Source organism: Cellulomonas denverensis, assembly GCF_012396125.1.
Taxonomy (GTDB): Bacteria; Actinomycetota; Actinomycetes; order Actinomycetales; family Cellulomonadaceae; genus Cellulomonas; species Cellulomonas denverensis.
In genome coordinates this window covers 185,469-199,306 of sequence record NZ_JAAXOX010000002.1, presented here as the reverse complement: position 1 = coordinate 199,306, position 13,838 = coordinate 185,469, and the positions used below count along the sequence as shown (strand labels likewise).

The 13,838-nt window shown below is 73.7% G+C and carries 17 protein-coding genes; 15 read left to right on the top strand and 2 right to left on the bottom strand.

Annotated elements, in window-relative coordinates; translation table 11 throughout:
• Window positions 1-2: 2 nt before the first annotated feature.
• The 8 genes from HGA03_RS04820 to HGA03_RS04785 all read left to right on the top strand — a co-directional run bounded on the left by HGA03_RS04820 (window position 3) and on the right by HGA03_RS04785 (window position 5,236).
• The gene (locus HGA03_RS04820) at window positions 3-908 is read left to right on the top strand and encodes a DUF881 domain-containing protein (protein ID WP_239073444.1); all 906 of its coding nucleotides are present in this window, start codon (window positions 3-5) and stop codon (window positions 906-908) included.
• On the top strand, window positions 909-1,241 hold the full coding sequence (locus HGA03_RS04815) for a small basic family protein (RefSeq protein ID WP_168629103.1): 333 nt from the start codon (window positions 909-911) through the stop codon (window positions 1,239-1,241).
• The gene (locus HGA03_RS04810; protein WP_168629102.1) at window positions 1,238-2,029 is read left to right on the top strand and encodes a DUF881 domain-containing protein; all 792 of its coding nucleotides are present in this window, start codon (window positions 1,238-1,240) and stop codon (window positions 2,027-2,029) included. The genes HGA03_RS04815 and HGA03_RS04810 overlap by 4 nt, the downstream gene beginning before the upstream one ends.
• 131 nt (window positions 2,030-2,160) lie before the next feature.
• Window positions 2,161-2,652: an FHA domain-containing protein gene (locus HGA03_RS04805; RefSeq protein ID WP_168629101.1), complete on the top strand. Its 492-nt coding sequence runs from the start codon at window positions 2,161-2,163 to the stop codon at window positions 2,650-2,652.
• Between the two features lie 119 nt (window positions 2,653-2,771).
• Complete coding sequence (gene ftsR, locus HGA03_RS04800) at window positions 2,772-3,443, top strand: transcriptional regulator FtsR (protein WP_247601897.1); 672 nt, start codon at window positions 2,772-2,774, stop codon at window positions 3,441-3,443.
• A gap of 47 nt (window positions 3,444-3,490) precedes the next feature.
• On the top strand, window positions 3,491-4,030 hold the full coding sequence (locus HGA03_RS04795) for a bifunctional nuclease family protein (RefSeq protein WP_168629099.1): 540 nt from the start codon (window positions 3,491-3,493) through the stop codon (window positions 4,028-4,030).
• Window positions 4,031-4,186: 156 nt separating this feature from the next.
• Window positions 4,187-4,771: a MerR family transcriptional regulator gene (locus HGA03_RS04790; RefSeq protein ID WP_168629098.1), complete on the top strand. Its 585-nt coding sequence runs from the start codon at window positions 4,187-4,189 to the stop codon at window positions 4,769-4,771.
• Window positions 4,772-4,894: 123 nt separating this feature from the next.
• The gene (locus tag HGA03_RS04785; protein WP_168629097.1) at window positions 4,895-5,236 is read left to right on the top strand and encodes a hypothetical protein; all 342 of its coding nucleotides are present in this window, start codon (window positions 4,895-4,897) and stop codon (window positions 5,234-5,236) included.
• 3 nt (window positions 5,237-5,239) lie between these two features.
• Here HGA03_RS04785 and HGA03_RS04780 read toward each other — a convergent pair whose 3' ends face one another.
• On the bottom strand, window positions 5,240-6,016 hold the full coding sequence (locus HGA03_RS04780; RefSeq protein ID WP_168629096.1) for a ParA family protein: 777 nt from the start codon (window positions 6,014-6,016) through the stop codon (window positions 5,240-5,242).
• A 79-nt stretch (window positions 6,017-6,095) separates the two neighbouring features.
• On the opposite strand from HGA03_RS04780, the gene HGA03_RS04775 reads away from it, so the two are divergent.
• Complete coding sequence (locus HGA03_RS04775) at window positions 6,096-6,743, top strand: MBL fold metallo-hydrolase (protein ID WP_168629095.1); 648 nt, start codon at window positions 6,096-6,098, stop codon at window positions 6,741-6,743.
• A 76-nt stretch (window positions 6,744-6,819) separates the two neighbouring features.
• Complete coding sequence (locus HGA03_RS04770) at window positions 6,820-7,221, top strand: hypothetical protein (RefSeq protein ID WP_168629094.1); 402 nt, start codon at window positions 6,820-6,822, stop codon at window positions 7,219-7,221.
• Between the two features lie 3 nt (window positions 7,222-7,224).
• Here HGA03_RS04770 and HGA03_RS04765 read toward each other — a convergent pair whose 3' ends face one another.
• Window positions 7,225-7,683, bottom strand: a complete 459-nt coding sequence (locus HGA03_RS04765; protein WP_168629093.1) for a hypothetical protein — start codon at window positions 7,681-7,683, stop codon at window positions 7,225-7,227.
• 62 nt (window positions 7,684-7,745) lie between these two features.
• Between HGA03_RS04765 and HGA03_RS04760 the strand changes: the two genes are divergently transcribed.
• From HGA03_RS04760 to HGA03_RS04740, 5 genes are all read left to right on the top strand, one after another.
• Complete coding sequence (locus tag HGA03_RS04760; protein ID WP_168629092.1) at window positions 7,746-8,285, top strand: P-loop nucleotide/nucleoside kinase family protein; 540 nt, start codon at window positions 7,746-7,748, stop codon at window positions 8,283-8,285.
• 7 nt (window positions 8,286-8,292) lie between these two features.
• Window positions 8,293-9,519: a D-mannonate dehydratase ManD gene (gene manD, locus HGA03_RS04755; RefSeq protein WP_168629091.1), complete on the top strand. Its 1,227-nt coding sequence runs from the start codon at window positions 8,293-8,295 to the stop codon at window positions 9,517-9,519.
• An 81-nt stretch (window positions 9,520-9,600) separates the two neighbouring features.
• Window positions 9,601-9,984 carry a VOC family protein gene (locus HGA03_RS04750; protein ID WP_168629090.1) on the top strand — a complete coding sequence of 128 codons (384 nt, stop codon included), beginning with the start codon at window positions 9,601-9,603 and terminating at the stop codon, window positions 9,982-9,984.
• A gap of 61 nt (window positions 9,985-10,045) precedes the next feature.
• Complete coding sequence (locus tag HGA03_RS19275; protein ID WP_168629089.1) at window positions 10,046-12,607, top strand: helix-turn-helix transcriptional regulator; 2,562 nt, start codon at window positions 10,046-10,048, stop codon at window positions 12,605-12,607.
• Between the two features lie 137 nt (window positions 12,608-12,744).
• Entirely contained in the window at window positions 12,745-13,833 is a 1,089-nt protein-coding gene (locus tag HGA03_RS04740; RefSeq protein WP_168629088.1) for an EAL domain-containing protein, read from the top strand.
• Window positions 13,834-13,838: the final 5 nt, after the last annotated feature.

Sequence of the window (13,838 nt, the reverse complement as noted above, 5' to 3'; positions counted from 1 at the left end):
GCGTGGCCGCGCCCGTGACCACCCCCGAGCAGCCCCGGCGCCGGGACGCCTCGATGTCGGTGCTGACCGACGTGATGCGCAACCCGCTGGACCCGGGCTACCGGGCGGCCGCCGAGCGCCGGATCCGGGAGGGACACCCGCCCCGCCGCACCGGGTGGGGCACCGTGGCGGTCGCGGTGCTGGCGGTGGCCCTGGGCGCCGCCTTCACCTGGTCGGTCGGGATCCTGCGCGCGCCACAGCCCGGCGCGCTGGCCGCCCGTGAGGTGCTGGCCGAGCAGATCACCGAGCGCACCGCGGAGCTGGACCGGCTGCGGACCGAGAGCACCGAGTTGCAGGCCGAGATCGACACCCTGCAGGCCGCCGCCCTGGCCGGGACCGACACACCCCTGCTCGACCAGCTCGCCGCCGATCAGCTGGCCACCGGCGGTGTCGCGGTCACCGGGGAGGGTCTGCGGATCACGCTCACCGACGCCGAGGACGAGGACCTGGAGGCCGACCCGGACTCCCGGGTGCGCGACTCCGACCTGCAGACCGTGGTGAACGGACTGTGGGCGGCCGGCGCCGAGGCGATCGCGGTGAACGGCCAGCGGCTGAGCACGACCACGGCGATCCGGACCGCCGGTGACGCGATCCTGGTCGACGTGGTCCCGCTGGTCGGGCCGTATGTGGTGGAGGCGATCGGCGACCCGCAGGGGATGCAGACCGCCCTGGCCCGCTCGACCGCCGGGCAGTTGCTGGCGGTGCTGCAGTCGACCTACGGCATCGGGGTGAACCTGAGTTCGCAGCCGGAGCTGCACCTGCCCGCCGCCGCGACCCCGACCCTCCGGTCGGCGACGCTGCCCGAGGGTGTCGGCGTGATCGACGACCCGAGTGCCACACTGGGCACACCCGACCCGGAGGAGAGCTGAGTGATCGCCGTCATCGGCCTGGCCCTGGGCGTGATCGCCGGTCTGGTCTTCGAGCCGACCATCCCCGCCGAGCTGCAGCCGTATCTTCCGATCGCCGTGGTCGCGGCCCTGGACGCCCTGTTCGGTGGCCTGCGCGCGGTGCTGGACGGGATCTTCGACGACCGGGTGTTCCTGGTGTCCTTCCTGTCGAACGTGGTGGTGGCGGCCCTGATCGTCTTCCTCGGCGACCAGCTGGGGGTGGGCTCGCAGCTGTCCACCGGGGTGGTCGTCGTGCTGGGCATCCGGATCTTCTCCAACGTGGCCGCGATCCGGCGGCACCTGTTCAAGGCATGACCGCCGAGCAGCCGGACCAGGACGTCCCGCCGCAGCCCGCGCCGGAGGTGGCGGAGCGCACGGCGGCGGACGGCTGGCGCACCCTGGCCCACGCCCTGCGCCCCCGGGCGACCCGGGCCCAGGTGATCACCGGCCTGCTCTGCCTGCTGCTCGGCTTCGGGATCGCACTGCAGGTGCGGTCCACCGGCGAGGACTCGCTGTCCACCATGCGTCAGTCCGAGCTGGTCAGCCTGCTGGACCAGACCACCCGGCAGGCCGATCAGCTGGCCGACCAGGTGGCGGGCCTGGAGCGGACCCGGCAGGACCTGCGCTCGGGGTCGACCAGCCGGGAGGCGGCCCTGGAAGCGGCGACCCGCTCGGCCGCGGCGCAGGGCATCCTGGCCGGCCGGCTGCCCGCCGAGGGACCCGGGGTGGAGATCACGATCGAGGACGCGGGCCGGTCGGTGTCCGCCCTGACCCTGCTCAACCTGCTGGAGGAGCTGCGCAACGCCGGGGCGGAGGCGGTGCAGCTCGGCGACCAGCGGCTGACCGCGACCAGCTCGATCGTCGCCACCGAGGCCGGGGTCGAGGTGAACGGCGTGCTGCAGCAGCCGCCCTACCGCTGGCTGGCGATCGGCGACCCGGAGACGATGGCGACCGCGATGGCGATCCCCGGCGGGGCGGTGGCCAAGGTGCAGATCGACGGCGGCACCGCCCGGGTCGACCAACGCGATCTGGTCCAGGTGACCGCGTTGCGGGAGCTCAGCGATCCGCAGTACGCCACCCCCGAACCCGAATCCGAGGGTTGATCCACCCGGATGGGGTGTGCTCATGACCGTCCGGCCGCATAGGCTGTCCGCGGAACCCCGGCGCAGGTCGGGACGGTGACACGACGCCGCGCGACCGCCCAGGTCGGACGGCATCCACGCTGGGAGGTGGCATGAGCGAGGAGCAGCAGGTGCCCGGTGCATCCGGGACCGGCCAGGACGGGCCTCGGCCGGAGGACACCACGCTCGCGTTCGGCAACCTCGGTGCGCTGGACCCCGACCCGATCCCGGCCGCCGGGCTGACCGCGGAGCAGGCCGCCGCGGTGCAGGCGCTGCCGCGGACCTCGGCGCTGCTGGTGATGCAGCGGGGCGGCCCCGGTTCGGGCGCCCGCTTCCTGCTGGATGCCGAGCGGACCGTGGCCGGCCGTAGCCCGGATGCCGACATCTTCCTGGACGACGTGACGGTCTCCCGCAAGCACGCGGAGTTCGTCCGCGAGCTGGACGACTTCGTGGTGCGGGACATCGGCTCGCTGAACGGCACCTACGTGAACCGGGAGCGGATCGACTCGGTGCTGCTCCGCGCCGGCGACGAGGTGCAGATCGGCAAGTTCCGGATGACCTTCCACCCCAGCCCCGCCGCCCACCGCCCGGCGGCCGAGGCCTGATGGCGGCACGTCCCGCCCGAGCCCCGGAGCCGAGGTCCGAGACCCCGTCGACGCCGCCCGCCCGGGTCGATGCCGCCGCGCCCGGTCCGTGGCCGCGTGGACTGTCCCGTGCGGCGACCATGCGGATCTCCGACGTGCTGGCCGCGCTGCGGGTCGAGTTCCCCGCGGTGACCAACTCCAAGCTGCGCTTCCTGGAGGAGCAAGGGCTGGTCGAGCCGCTGCGCACCCCGGCCGGGTACCGCCAGTACAGCCCGGCCGACCTGGAGCGGCTGCGGTTCGTGCTGCGCGAGCAGCGGGACCGCTATGTCCCGCTCAAGGTGATCGGGGAGCGGCTGGCCGAGCTGGACGCGGGCATCGTCACCGAGCCGGCCCCCGCCGCCCGGGTGGTGGCCGAGGACGGCGTGGTCCGGCAGGGTCCGGGCGACGGGCGGTACACCCCGGCCGAGCTGGCCGCGGAGGTCGGCGTGGACGAGTCGGTGGTCACCGACCTGATCGCCGCCGGGGTGTTGCGCACCTCTGCCTCCGGACATGTCGACGCCTGGGCCAAGGAGGTCGTGGTCGCGGCCGCCGCCCTGGCCGAGCACGGTCTGCACGCCCGGCACCTGCGGACGTTCCGCACCGCGGCGGACCGGCAGATCGACCTGGTCGAGACGGTGGTCGCACCGTGGCGGGGGCAGAACTCCCCGTCCGCCCGCGGCCGGGCCAGCACCACGGCGGCCGAGGTGGGGGAGCTGTGCACCCGGTTGCACACCGCCCTGGTCCGCGGCGGCGTGGCCGGACTCACCGACTGACCAGGTCGCGTCGCGCGCACTGCGCGCCGCGGTCGTAGCGTGGCGTCATGCACGACGATCTGGTCGAGGTGGAGGTGCTCGGTGTCCGCCGGCACCCCGATGACGAGGAGCTGGTCGTCCTCCTGTTGGAGCCGGTCGGTGAGCTGGTCGTGCCGATCTCGATCGGCCCGGTGGAGGCGGCGGCGATCGCGACCGCCCAGGCCGGGATCGTGCCGCCCCGCCCGATGACCCACGATCTGCTGCGCTCGGTGCTGGACACCCTCGGCACCCGGCTCACCCGGGTGGAGATCACCGAGCTGAGCGGCGGGATCTTCCACGCCGCGCTGGTGCTGGGCGAGGAGGAGCGGGTGGACGCCCGGGCCTCGGACGCGCTGGCGCTGGCGGTGCGGATGGAGTGCCCGGTGCTGTGTGCGGTGGACGTGCTGGCCCAGGCCGGGGTGGAGGCGCAGGTCACGGACGGATCGGCGGGGGAGGACGGCGACTCCGAGGAGGAGGTCGAGCGGTTCCGCGAGTTCCTCGATCAGGTCGATCCGGAAGATTTCGGCGATGACGGCGCGTCGCCTGCATCCGACTCGGAGAACCGGTAGTTTCAACCTCAGGTCGAAGGTAAGACACGCCGACCACGACACGCCTCCCGCGCCGGGTGGCCGGTCGTTGACCGTGTCAGCCCCCCGCCCTAGCGTTACCACCAGACTCGATACGCACCGCCCGACCGTGGCGGTTCGGACCCTTCGGAGGCACCCGTGACCGGCACCGAGCAGACGGCCGACGCCGCCGGCAGCATCCCGCAGCGGGCGCAGGGCCTCCTGTTCGGCGACGAGCTGCCCGACCTGGACACCGCCTCCGGCTACCGCGGCCCCACCGCCTGCCGCGCAGCGGGGATCACCTACCGCCAGCTGGACTACTGGGCCCGGACCGGTCTGGTCGAGCCCACCGTCCGCCCCGCGCACGGCTCCGGCACCCAGCGGCTCTACTCCTTCCGCGACATCCTGGTGCTCAAGGTGGTCAAGCGACTGCTGGACACCGGGGTCTCGCTGCAGCAGATCCGGGCCGCCGTCGGCCACCTGCGCGAGCGGGGCGTGGACGACCTGGCGCAGATCACCCTGATGTCCGACGGTGCCTCGGTCTACGAGTGCACCTCCGCCGACGAGGTGATCGACCTGGTGCAGGGCGGTCAGGGCGTGTTCGGCATCGCCGTCGGCCGGGTCTGGCGCGAGGTCGAGGGCTCACTGGCCGAGCTGCCGACCGAGCGGGCCGAGGACCAGCCGGTGATCGACTCCCCGCAGGACGAGCTCGCCGCTCGCCGCGCCCGCCGCACCGCGGGCTGAGCCCCGCCCCTAGGGGTGTGCAGAGGTGGTGCACGGTCGGTGACGGCCGTCCCGCCTCCCATCGTCTTCCCAGACTGGCTGCCTAGCGTCGGCCTCCCGCCCGCTCAGCCCCTGGGATCGCCGATGTACGTCCCCCGCTCCTCCCGCTGGTCCGCCGCCCTCGGCGTGCTCGCGATCGCCGTTCAACTGCTCGCCCTGCCGCTGCTGGTGCTGGTGCGCGGTCAGATGCGCTACGGGATGGCGGTCGCGCTGGTCACCGCCGGGGTGCTGGCCGGGGTCGGGGCGATCGCCTGTGGTCTGTGGTTCCTGCAGCAGCGGCGGCGCCGGGTGCGCGCCGGCCGCCGGACGAGCCGAGGACGAGGGGGTGCGCTGGTGTGCACCGGGATCTGCACCGGCACGGTGGCCGCCGGCTGGCTGATCCCGGTGGTCGCGCTCGGCCTGGGCACGGTGAGCGCCGGGCTCTGAACCTCAGGTCCGCGGAGCGCGCAGCGCCCGGTCCAGCAACTGCTCGAAGCTGTCCGCCAGGTCACGGGCACCCTGACCCGGCCAGGCGTGGATCGGCTGGGCCGCGCCCTGGGCCTGCTGCAACGCCGCCCGCTCGGCCACGAACGGACTGAGCACCAGCGGCCCGTACAGCCCGCTCAGCTCCTCCAGCCGGAACGCCTGCTCGATCGACCGGGCCCGCACCCGGTTGACCACCACACCCAGCGGCTGGAGCTGGGCCGCCGGTCCGCGGCGCAGCTCGTCGATGGTGCGCATCGCCCGGCCGACCGCGGTCACCGCGAACAGCCCGGGTTCGGTCACCACCACGGCCCGGTCGCAGGCGGTCAGGCCGGTGCGGGTCAGGCCACCCAGCGACGGCGGGCAGTCCACCAGCACCAGGTCGTAGGCGTTCAACCACGCCAGGGCGAACCGCAGCCGGTCCAGCTCCCGGGTGGACCCGTCGTGGCCGTAGCCGTCGTGCCGGGCCGAGTCCGGGGAACCGACCAGCACGTCCAGGCCCTCGTCGGCCCAGCCGCTGGCGGCGATCGCCTGGTTCAGCGTCTCCAGCCCGGGGTCGTCCAGCACCTCGGCCACCGACCCGGCAGCGGGCGCCGTGGCCAGCGCCAGCGTCGAGTCGCCCTGGGGGTCCAGGTCGACCACCAGCGTGCGCAGTCCTCGTTCCAGGGCGGCAGAAGCCAGGCCCAGGGTCACCGAGGTCTTCCCGACGCCGCCCTTCAGCGAACACACTCCGAGCACCAGCACCCCCGTACCGTATCCGCCCTGGCCGCGGGCGCGCGCGGAGCGTTCGACGGGCGGGCGGGCCCGGGGTGATGCTGGGGTCATGACGACGATCACCAGCTGGGGCCACGCCTGCCTGTCCTTCGACCGTGACGACACCCGGCTGGTGATCGACCCGGGCGGGTTCTCCGACCTGAGCGTGCTCGCCGCCGCGGACGCGATCCTGGTCACCCACGACCACGTGGACCACCTGGCGGTGGACGAGGTGGTCGCCGCACTGTCCGCCCGGCCCGGCCTCGAGGTCTGGGGCCCGGAGTCGGTGGCGACCGTGCTGACCGGCGCCGGGGTGTCCGCCGATCGGGTGTATGCGGTGGCGGACGGCGAGGCGCTGACGGTCGCCGGGTTCCCGGTGCGGGTGCTGGGCCGCGAGCACCGGCTGATCCACCCGGACGTGCCCCGCCCGGAGAATGTCGGCTACCTGGTGGACGAGCGCTGGTTCCACCCCGGCGACGCGCTGACCGTGCCCGGGGTGGACGTCCAGGTGCTGTTCGTGCCGGTGGCGGCGCCGTGGCTCAAGCTGGCCGAGGCGATCGACTACGTGCGGGCGGTGCGTCCGGCGGTGGCGGTGCCGATCCACGACGCGATCCTGTCCGAGCCGGGCCTGGCACTCGCCGACCGACTGGTGGGCGGTCTGGGTGGGGCGACCGAGTACCGCCGGCTGACCCCGGGGGAGCCGGTGGACCTGAGCTGAGTCGTCCGCCCGGTCGGCGGGTCGCGCTACCGTGACCCGCGGACCGACGTCGGTCCCACGCACCCGAGGAGCCGGTATGTCCCCACGTCCGTCCGCCAAGGCCTTGATCACCACCGGCATCTGCCTGCTGGGCGGTGCGCTGCTGCTGCAGCTGGTCTACCAGGTCGCCCAGGGGGCGTTCCTCAACAGCTACTACGGCGGGATGGGCACCTTCGGCTGGGGCGCGTTCAGTCTGTTCGGCACCGTGATCAACCTGACCGGGTTCACCGGCGCCGCCCTGTTGGGCGCCGGCCTGGTGGTGAAGGCGCTCACGTCCGCGCCCCGCCCGGACCAGCACCACCAGCCCTACGGCGGTCAGCCCACCGGGTACGGCGCCCCGCAGGCCCCGGCCCAGCCGCCCTACGGTCCGCAGTCCGGCGGTTACCCGACCCCGGGGTACCAGGGCTACCCGGGACAGCAGCAGCCGCCGCAGCAGTAGCGGTCAGTCGTCGGCGAGCGGCCGGGACATCAACCAGACCGACAGCGGCTGCCGGGCGGTGATCGGGGTGGAGTACACCCGGTCGCCGACCCGGATCTCGGCCTCGGCCGGTGCCGGGCTGCCCATCAGGCTCGCCGCCAGGTTGCCGAGCACGCCGCGGACCCGGGGGCGGCGCAGCACCCGCCCGGCGAGCACCTCACCGACCAGGGCGGTCACGTCCGTGCGCGGCACCTCGAAGTCCGCGGTGGTCTCCACCAGCACGGTGTCCCGGCCGTCGGCGTACAGCCGGACCTCGATCTCCGGGGTGCCCGGGAAGGACACCACGGTCACCCCGGGGTCGGCGCCCTGATCCGGGTCGGCCCACGGGTCGGACTCCGGCACCGGGGCGGGCGGGCGCTGGTGTGCATCACCCACCGCCCACAGTTCCCGGACGGTCGCCTGGGTCTGGTCGTCGATCGGCATGGCCCCGATCCTGCCGGAAATCCGGTGGCCGCGGACGGACCGGTTCTGGCTGACTGGGCGGGATGATCCCCGACCTGCTCCTGCTCTCCGGCCGTTCCGGCGTCGGCAAGACCACCGTGGCGTACGAGGTGTCGTCCCGGCTGGCCGGCGCGCAGGTGGCGCACTGGCACCTGGAGGGCGACCTGCTGGATACCGTGCACCCCAAGCCCGCCGACGATCCGGACGGTTCCCGGCTGACCCGGGCCAACCTGGCCGCACTGTGGGCGAACGTCCGGGCACTGGGCCTGCACCGGGTGCTGTACGTGAACTCGGCGGCGGTGCTGGAGGCGGCGGAACTGGCCGCGGTGCTCGGTCCCCGGGTCCGGACCACGCTGGTGGAGCTGACCGCCGAGGACGCCACGGTCGCGACCCGGCTGGGCGCCCGGGAGCGGGGGAGCGGGCTGGCCGAGCACCTGGGCCGCAGCGCGCGGATGGCCCGGCTGCTGGCCGAGCGGGCGCCGGCCGGTGTGCACCGGGTGCGCACCGACGGCCGGGAGGTCGCCGACATCGCGGCCGAGGTGGTCGGGCTCAGTGGCTGGAGCGCTCCCACGCCGCTGCCATGATGGGCGCATGAGAATCGTCAGCGCCGATGTCGTCGTCACCAGCCCAGGCCGCAACTTCGTCACCCTGAAGCTCACCACCGACGAGGGCGTGACCGGCCTCGGCGACGCCACGCTGAACGGCCGGGAACTGGCGGTGGTGTCCTACCTGCGCGATCACGTGGTGCCGCTGCTGATCGGCACCGACCCGCAGCGGATCGAGCACACCTGGCAGGCGTTGTACCGCGGGGCGTACTGGCGGCGCGGCCCGGTGACCATGGCCGCGATCGCCGCGGTGGACGTGGCGCTGTGGGACATCAAGGCCAAGATCGCCGGGCTGCCGCTCTACCAACTGCTCGGTGGCGCGTCGCGGGACCGGGTCCGCACCTACGGCCACGCCAACGGCCGGGACATCCCCGAGCTGCTGGACTCGGTGCGGGCGCGGCTGGCGGAGGGCTACCCCGCGGTCCGGGTGCAGACCGGGGTGCCGGGGCTGCAGCGGGTGTACGGCGTGCACGACGGCACCGCGATCGCCGCCGAGGCGGACGGGCAGCGGATCGACCAGCGGGTGCTCCCGGTCGAGGAGGACTGGGACACCGCCGGGTACCTGCGGCACGTGCCGGAGGTGCTGGCAGCGGTGCGCAGCGAGTTCGGCCCCGAGCTGCCGCTGCTGCACGACGCGCACCACCGGCTCAGCCCGCAGGAGGCCGCCCGGCTGGCCCGGACCGTCGAGCCCTTCGACCTGTTCTGGCTGGAGGACCTGACCCCGGCGGAGAACCAGACCGCGCTGCGGCTGGTCCGGCAGCACTCGACCACCCCGCTGGCGATCGGCGAGGTCTTCAACACCGTGCACGACTACCGGACCCTGATCGACGAGGGACTGATCGACTACGTGCGGTCGGCGGTGACGCACTTCGGCGGGGTGTCGCCGCTGCGCAAGCTGTTCGACTATGCCGCCCAGCAGCAGATCCGGACCGGCATCCACGGGCCGGAGGACATCTCACCGGTGGGCATGGCCGCCGCGATCCACCTGGACCTGGCGATCCACAACTTCGGCATCCAGGAGTACAGCGGGCACACGCCACTCACCGAGCGGGTGTTCCGGCACGCCTACACCTTCACCGACGGCTACCTGCACCCCGGTGAGCAGCCCGGGATCGGGGTCGAGCTGGACGAGGAGCTGGCCGCCGCACACCCCTACGTCCCGGCGTACCTGCCGGTGAACCGGCTGCTGGACGGCAGCGTCCACGACTGGTGACCCGGGCGCCGTCCGGGTGCGTGGGTGGCGGCTGAGAGTAGCGTCACACCGGGGGTGCACTCGACGCCACGGGGGTGGGGGATGGCCAGTCGGATCAGCGAGCTCGTCCTGGAGACCCGGGACCCGGCCGGACTGGCCGCGTTCTGGTGTGCGGTCCTCGGGTTCGTGGTGCTGGACGAGGAGGACGACGGGTCGCTGGAGATCGGCCCGGCGGAGGGCTTCGGCGGCCTGCAACCGACGATCATCCTGAGCAAGCACCCTGATCCGCGCCCCGCGAAGCCCCGGTTGCACCTCGATCTGAGCCCCACCGACCGGGACCAGGATCAGGAGTTGCAACGGCTGCTGGACCTGGGTGCCCGGCCGGCCGACGTGGGGCAGACCGGCGAGGAATCCTGGCACGTGCTGGCCGACCCGGAGGGCAATGTCTTCTGCCTGCTGCAGGCCCGGTTGGACCGGTTGCGGTGAGCCTGGGTAAGTGGCACCACGCAGGAATGAGGGTTCGCCGCGCCCCGCGACGATGGCGGCCATGAGCGAGGAGACACACGCCAACGACACGATCGAGAGCACCGTGGAATCGGTGGTCTCCTGGTTGTCGCTCGGCCGGGACGTGCTGGTGCGCGGTGATTCCGGGTCCGGCCGGTCCCAGGTGCTCACCCGGGTCGCGGAGGAACTGGTGCGCCGCCGGACCAATACCGTGCTGCTGCGGGCCGCCGACTGGACGCTGTTCGGCTCGCTGGTGAACCACGACTACGCGCCCTCGCCGTTGCCGCAGGGCCGGCTGGCGATCGAGCGGGTGCTCACCCAGTGGCTCACCTCCGAGCTCGGTGACTCCCGCTCCGTGCTGCTGGTGGACGACCTGGACCGAGTGGACGACGGGTCGGCGGCGGTGATCGCGGCGGCGGTGCAGCGCACCGGGGTGCGGACCGTGGTGTCCCGGGCCGACGGCAGCCGGCGGCCGTCCACCCCCGGCGCGCGCTGGTTGCTGGCCGAGCGGTCCCCGGCGGAGGTGGTGGTCCGGCCGTTGAGCTTCCTGACCATGTCCCAGCTGGTCACCGACCGGCTCGGCGGGCAGGCGGATGTCGGCCTGACCTCGATGATCACCGTGCACTCGGCCGGGAACCTGCGGGTGGCCGGTGCCCTGCTGGACGCGGCGCGCTACGTGGGGGCGGTGCGCCGCCGGGACGGGATCTGGACCTGGGACGGCCTGATGAGCCAGGTGCCGGTGGACGCGGTGGTCAACGGCCTGGTCTCGTCGCTCGACACCGACGAGCTGGACGCCCTGGAGCTGCTGGCCTGGGTCGGCACCCTGCCCGCCGACACCGCCGCGGCGCTGCGCCCCCGGCACGTCTGGCAGAGCCTGGCCCGCCGCCGCCGGGTGGTGTCCTTCCGCACCGCGGAGGACGTGCACACCCTGTCGGTCGCGCCGCCCGCCCTGGCCCAGGCGCTGCGCAACCGGTTGGACCACTTCCGCCGTGAGCAGCTGGCCCAGCAACTCGCCGATGCCGCCGCCATCACCCCGGAGAACCGGTGGCCGGGGGAGGTGTTCGAGCACATGCTGCTGGACGACAACCCGACCCGGACCGAGGTGTTCTGGCAGCGCAGCCTGGAACTCGACGGCCTGCTGTCCGAGCAGACCGAGGTGGAGGAGGCGGAGTGCCGCGCGCAGTGGCGGGTCCGGCCCTCGGTCGCCCACGCCAACGCGCTGCTGATGCTGGTGATGCGCGGCCCGGCGCACACCCCGCTGGACCTGGTGTTCGAGACCACCGAGCTCGACCCCGACGACACCCCGGGGGATCGCGCGCTGTTCCGGATGCTGCAGGTGCGCTGGCTGGCCTGGAAGGGCGAGGACGCGGCCGCGATCGAGCGGTTCGTCGCCGAGCACCACGAGGACCTGGCCGGGTACCGCGCGGCGATGGAGCTGCGGGAACGGATCCTGGCGGCCGGGCGGCATCCGGACTCCGCGGACCCGGACCTGCTGGACGGGCACCCGACGCCGACCAGCGGCGACTCCTACATCGACGGCTGGGTCGCGGTGGTGCAGGCCAGCAGCCTGCTGGAGGCCGGCTTCCTGGACTCGGCGGTGGCGGTGTGCGAGACCCGGGAGGTCACCCCGGAGTACGGCGGGCAGCTGCAGCACTACCTGGACGCGATCAAGGGCGTCGCCCTGCTGGCCCGCGGCGACCTGACCGCGGCCGAGAGCTGGGAGCGCCAGCTGTTCGAACGGGCCTACGAGTCGCTCGACCCGCTCGGGGTGCGGGCGCACGCCTGTGTGCTGTCCGAGGTGCTGGTGCACACCGGCCGTCCGGCGGTCGCCTGGCGGGTGATCAATGCCGCGCTCGGGCTGGGCCCGGGTGGTCCGCTGGAGAACACCTTCTACCGGCGCGGGCTGTCCATCGCGGCCATGCTCCGGCTGCGCAGCGGGGACATCGACACCGCCCGCACCCTGGTCTCGGAGCTGGACGCCACCCCGGTCGCCTACCACCCGTCGCTGGACTCGCTGTCGGTGCTGGCCCGCACCACGCTGGACCAGCTGGAGGGCAGTGCCGGTGCCGAGAGCGCCCTGTGGCGGCGCGGTGCCGAACTCGCCGAGGGTGGGTTGGTCATGCCGGCGCTGCAGCACTGGGTGATGCTGCCGCCGCCGCTGACCGCGGATCAGCTGGTCCGGATGCGCGGGCTGGACGCCGAGGAGCGCGCCACCTTCCTGGCGCCCTATGTCCAGCTGCACGGTGCCGTGGTCGAGCGCGACCTGCCCACCGCCCGCGCGGCGCTGGAGCACGTGCAGGCGCTGGTCACCCCGGAGCTGGTGCGCGAGGCGGTGGCGATGCTCGGACCGGAGGAGGTGCCGGTCGGGTCGCTGGCCGAGATGCTGCCCGGCCACCAGCAGCCGCAGTACTCGGCGCTGCGGATCGAGGTGCTGTCCCGCCGGGAGCGGGAGATCGCCGCGATGGCCCGGCGCGGGATGACCAACCGGGAGATCGCCGAGCGGCTGGTGCTGTCGCTGCGCACGGTGGAGAACCACATGAGCCACGTGCTGTCCAAGCTCGGCCTGAGCTCGCGGTCGGAGCTCCTACACTTCCAGGAGTTCTGAGCCCGGGCGCCGCGGGTGAAAGGCCGGGCGATTCGTCCGTTCCGCTACAGCCCCGGGGGTGCGCGGCCGATGGGGTGGGAGCTCAAGGAATCGGGCGTGCAGCGACAGCAGCGGAGGGGGACGTCATCGACGTCGAGATGCCCGCGCCCCCGGTCGAGGATCCGCGGTGGCGTGACCAGTTGCGCCAGCTCCGGGACGACCCGGCCGGCCACCACCTGCACGCGCAGCCGATCGTGGCGCTGTCCACCGGCCTGGTCGCGGGCTACGAGCTGCTGTCCCGGTTCGACGGGCCGTGGCGGGCATCGCCGGACATCTGGTTCGCCGCCGCCCAGCACTGGGGCGACAACCCCGCGTTGCAGGCCCGGGTGCTGCACAAGGCGATCGCCGCCCGGGCCGAGCTGCCGCCGAACACCTTCCTGACCGTCAACATCGACCCGCACCTGCTGGCCGACGACCAGGTCGCCGACGCCCTGACCCGCAGCGGGGACCTGTCCCGCCTGGTGCTGGAGCTGACCGAGCACACCCGGGTGGATGCCGGCGGCCGGGCGATGGCCGTGCTGGACCGGGCGCGGTCGGCCGGTGCGCTGATCGCGATGGACGACGCGGGCACCGGGTACGCGGGCCTGCACCTGCTGCTGGATCTGCGACCGGACATCGTCAAACTCGACCGCACGCTGATCACCGGGATCGACGCGGACCCGGTGAAGCGGACCCTGGTGGAGGTCTTCGGCGACCTGGTCGGCCGGATGGACGGCTGGCTGCTGGCCGAAGGGATCGAGACCCGGCGTGAGCTGGACGCGCTGATCGAACTGGGGGTGCCGCTGGGGCAGGGCTGGGCGCTGGCCCGCCCGGAGCCGCAGATGCTGCCCGCGCTGCCGGGCCCGGACGCGGCGCACATCCGGGCCACCGCCACCCGGACCTCGCTGACCGACACGGTCGCCGGGATCATCCGGCCGGCCAGGCCCGGAGCGGTCCGGGAGGGCAGCGACGTGCTGCTGTCCGCGGCCGGGCGGGTGACCGAGGTGCGCGGCGGCACGGGCCGCTGGGTGCCGGCGATGACCGTGGCGCCCAGTGCCTCGGTGATCGAGGTGGCGCGCCGCGCGATGCTCCGCCCGGAACCGGCCCGCTGGGACCCCCTGGTGTGCACCGATGCCGCGGGCGCCGTGATCGGCCTGGTCACCGTCGACGCGCTGGTGGTCGCGCTCTGTCACGCCCCGGGCACCTGAACTCG

What these genes read in the sequence shown, in the direction of transcription:
- HGA03_RS04810 (WP_168629102.1), top strand. Translation starts at nt 1,238, where the DNA reads ATGACCGCCGAGCAGCCGGACCAGGACGTCCCGCCGCAGCCCGCGCCG.
- HGA03_RS04805 (WP_168629101.1), top strand. Translation starts at nt 2,161, where the DNA reads ATGAGCGAGGAGCAGCAGGTGCCCGGTGCATCCGGGACCGGCCAGGAC.
- ftsR (WP_247601897.1), top strand. Translation starts at nt 2,772, where the DNA reads ATGCGGATCTCCGACGTGCTGGCCGCGCTGCGGGTCGAGTTCCCCGCG.
- HGA03_RS04795 (WP_168629099.1), top strand. Translation starts at nt 3,491, where the DNA reads ATGCACGACGATCTGGTCGAGGTGGAGGTGCTCGGTGTCCGCCGGCAC.
- HGA03_RS04785 (WP_168629097.1), top strand. Translation starts at nt 4,895, where the DNA reads ATGTACGTCCCCCGCTCCTCCCGCTGGTCCGCCGCCCTCGGCGTGCTC.
- HGA03_RS04775 (WP_168629095.1), top strand. Translation starts at nt 6,096, where the DNA reads ATGACGACGATCACCAGCTGGGGCCACGCCTGCCTGTCCTTCGACCGT.
- HGA03_RS04770 (WP_168629094.1), top strand. Translation starts at nt 6,820, where the DNA reads ATGTCCCCACGTCCGTCCGCCAAGGCCTTGATCACCACCGGCATCTGC.
- HGA03_RS04765 (WP_168629093.1), bottom strand. Translation starts at nt 7,683, where the DNA reads ATGCCGATCGACGACCAGACCCAGGCGACCGTCCGGGAACTGTGGGCG.
- HGA03_RS04760 (WP_168629092.1), top strand. Translation starts at nt 7,746, where the DNA reads ATGATCCCCGACCTGCTCCTGCTCTCCGGCCGTTCCGGCGTCGGCAAG.
- manD (WP_168629091.1), top strand. Translation starts at nt 8,293, where the DNA reads ATGAGAATCGTCAGCGCCGATGTCGTCGTCACCAGCCCAGGCCGCAAC.
- HGA03_RS04750 (WP_168629090.1), top strand. Translation starts at nt 9,601, where the DNA reads ATGGCCAGTCGGATCAGCGAGCTCGTCCTGGAGACCCGGGACCCGGCC.
- HGA03_RS19275 (WP_168629089.1), top strand. Translation starts at nt 10,046, where the DNA reads ATGAGCGAGGAGACACACGCCAACGACACGATCGAGAGCACCGTGGAA.
- HGA03_RS04740 (WP_168629088.1), top strand. Translation starts at nt 12,745, where the DNA reads ATGCCCGCGCCCCCGGTCGAGGATCCGCGGTGGCGTGACCAGTTGCGC.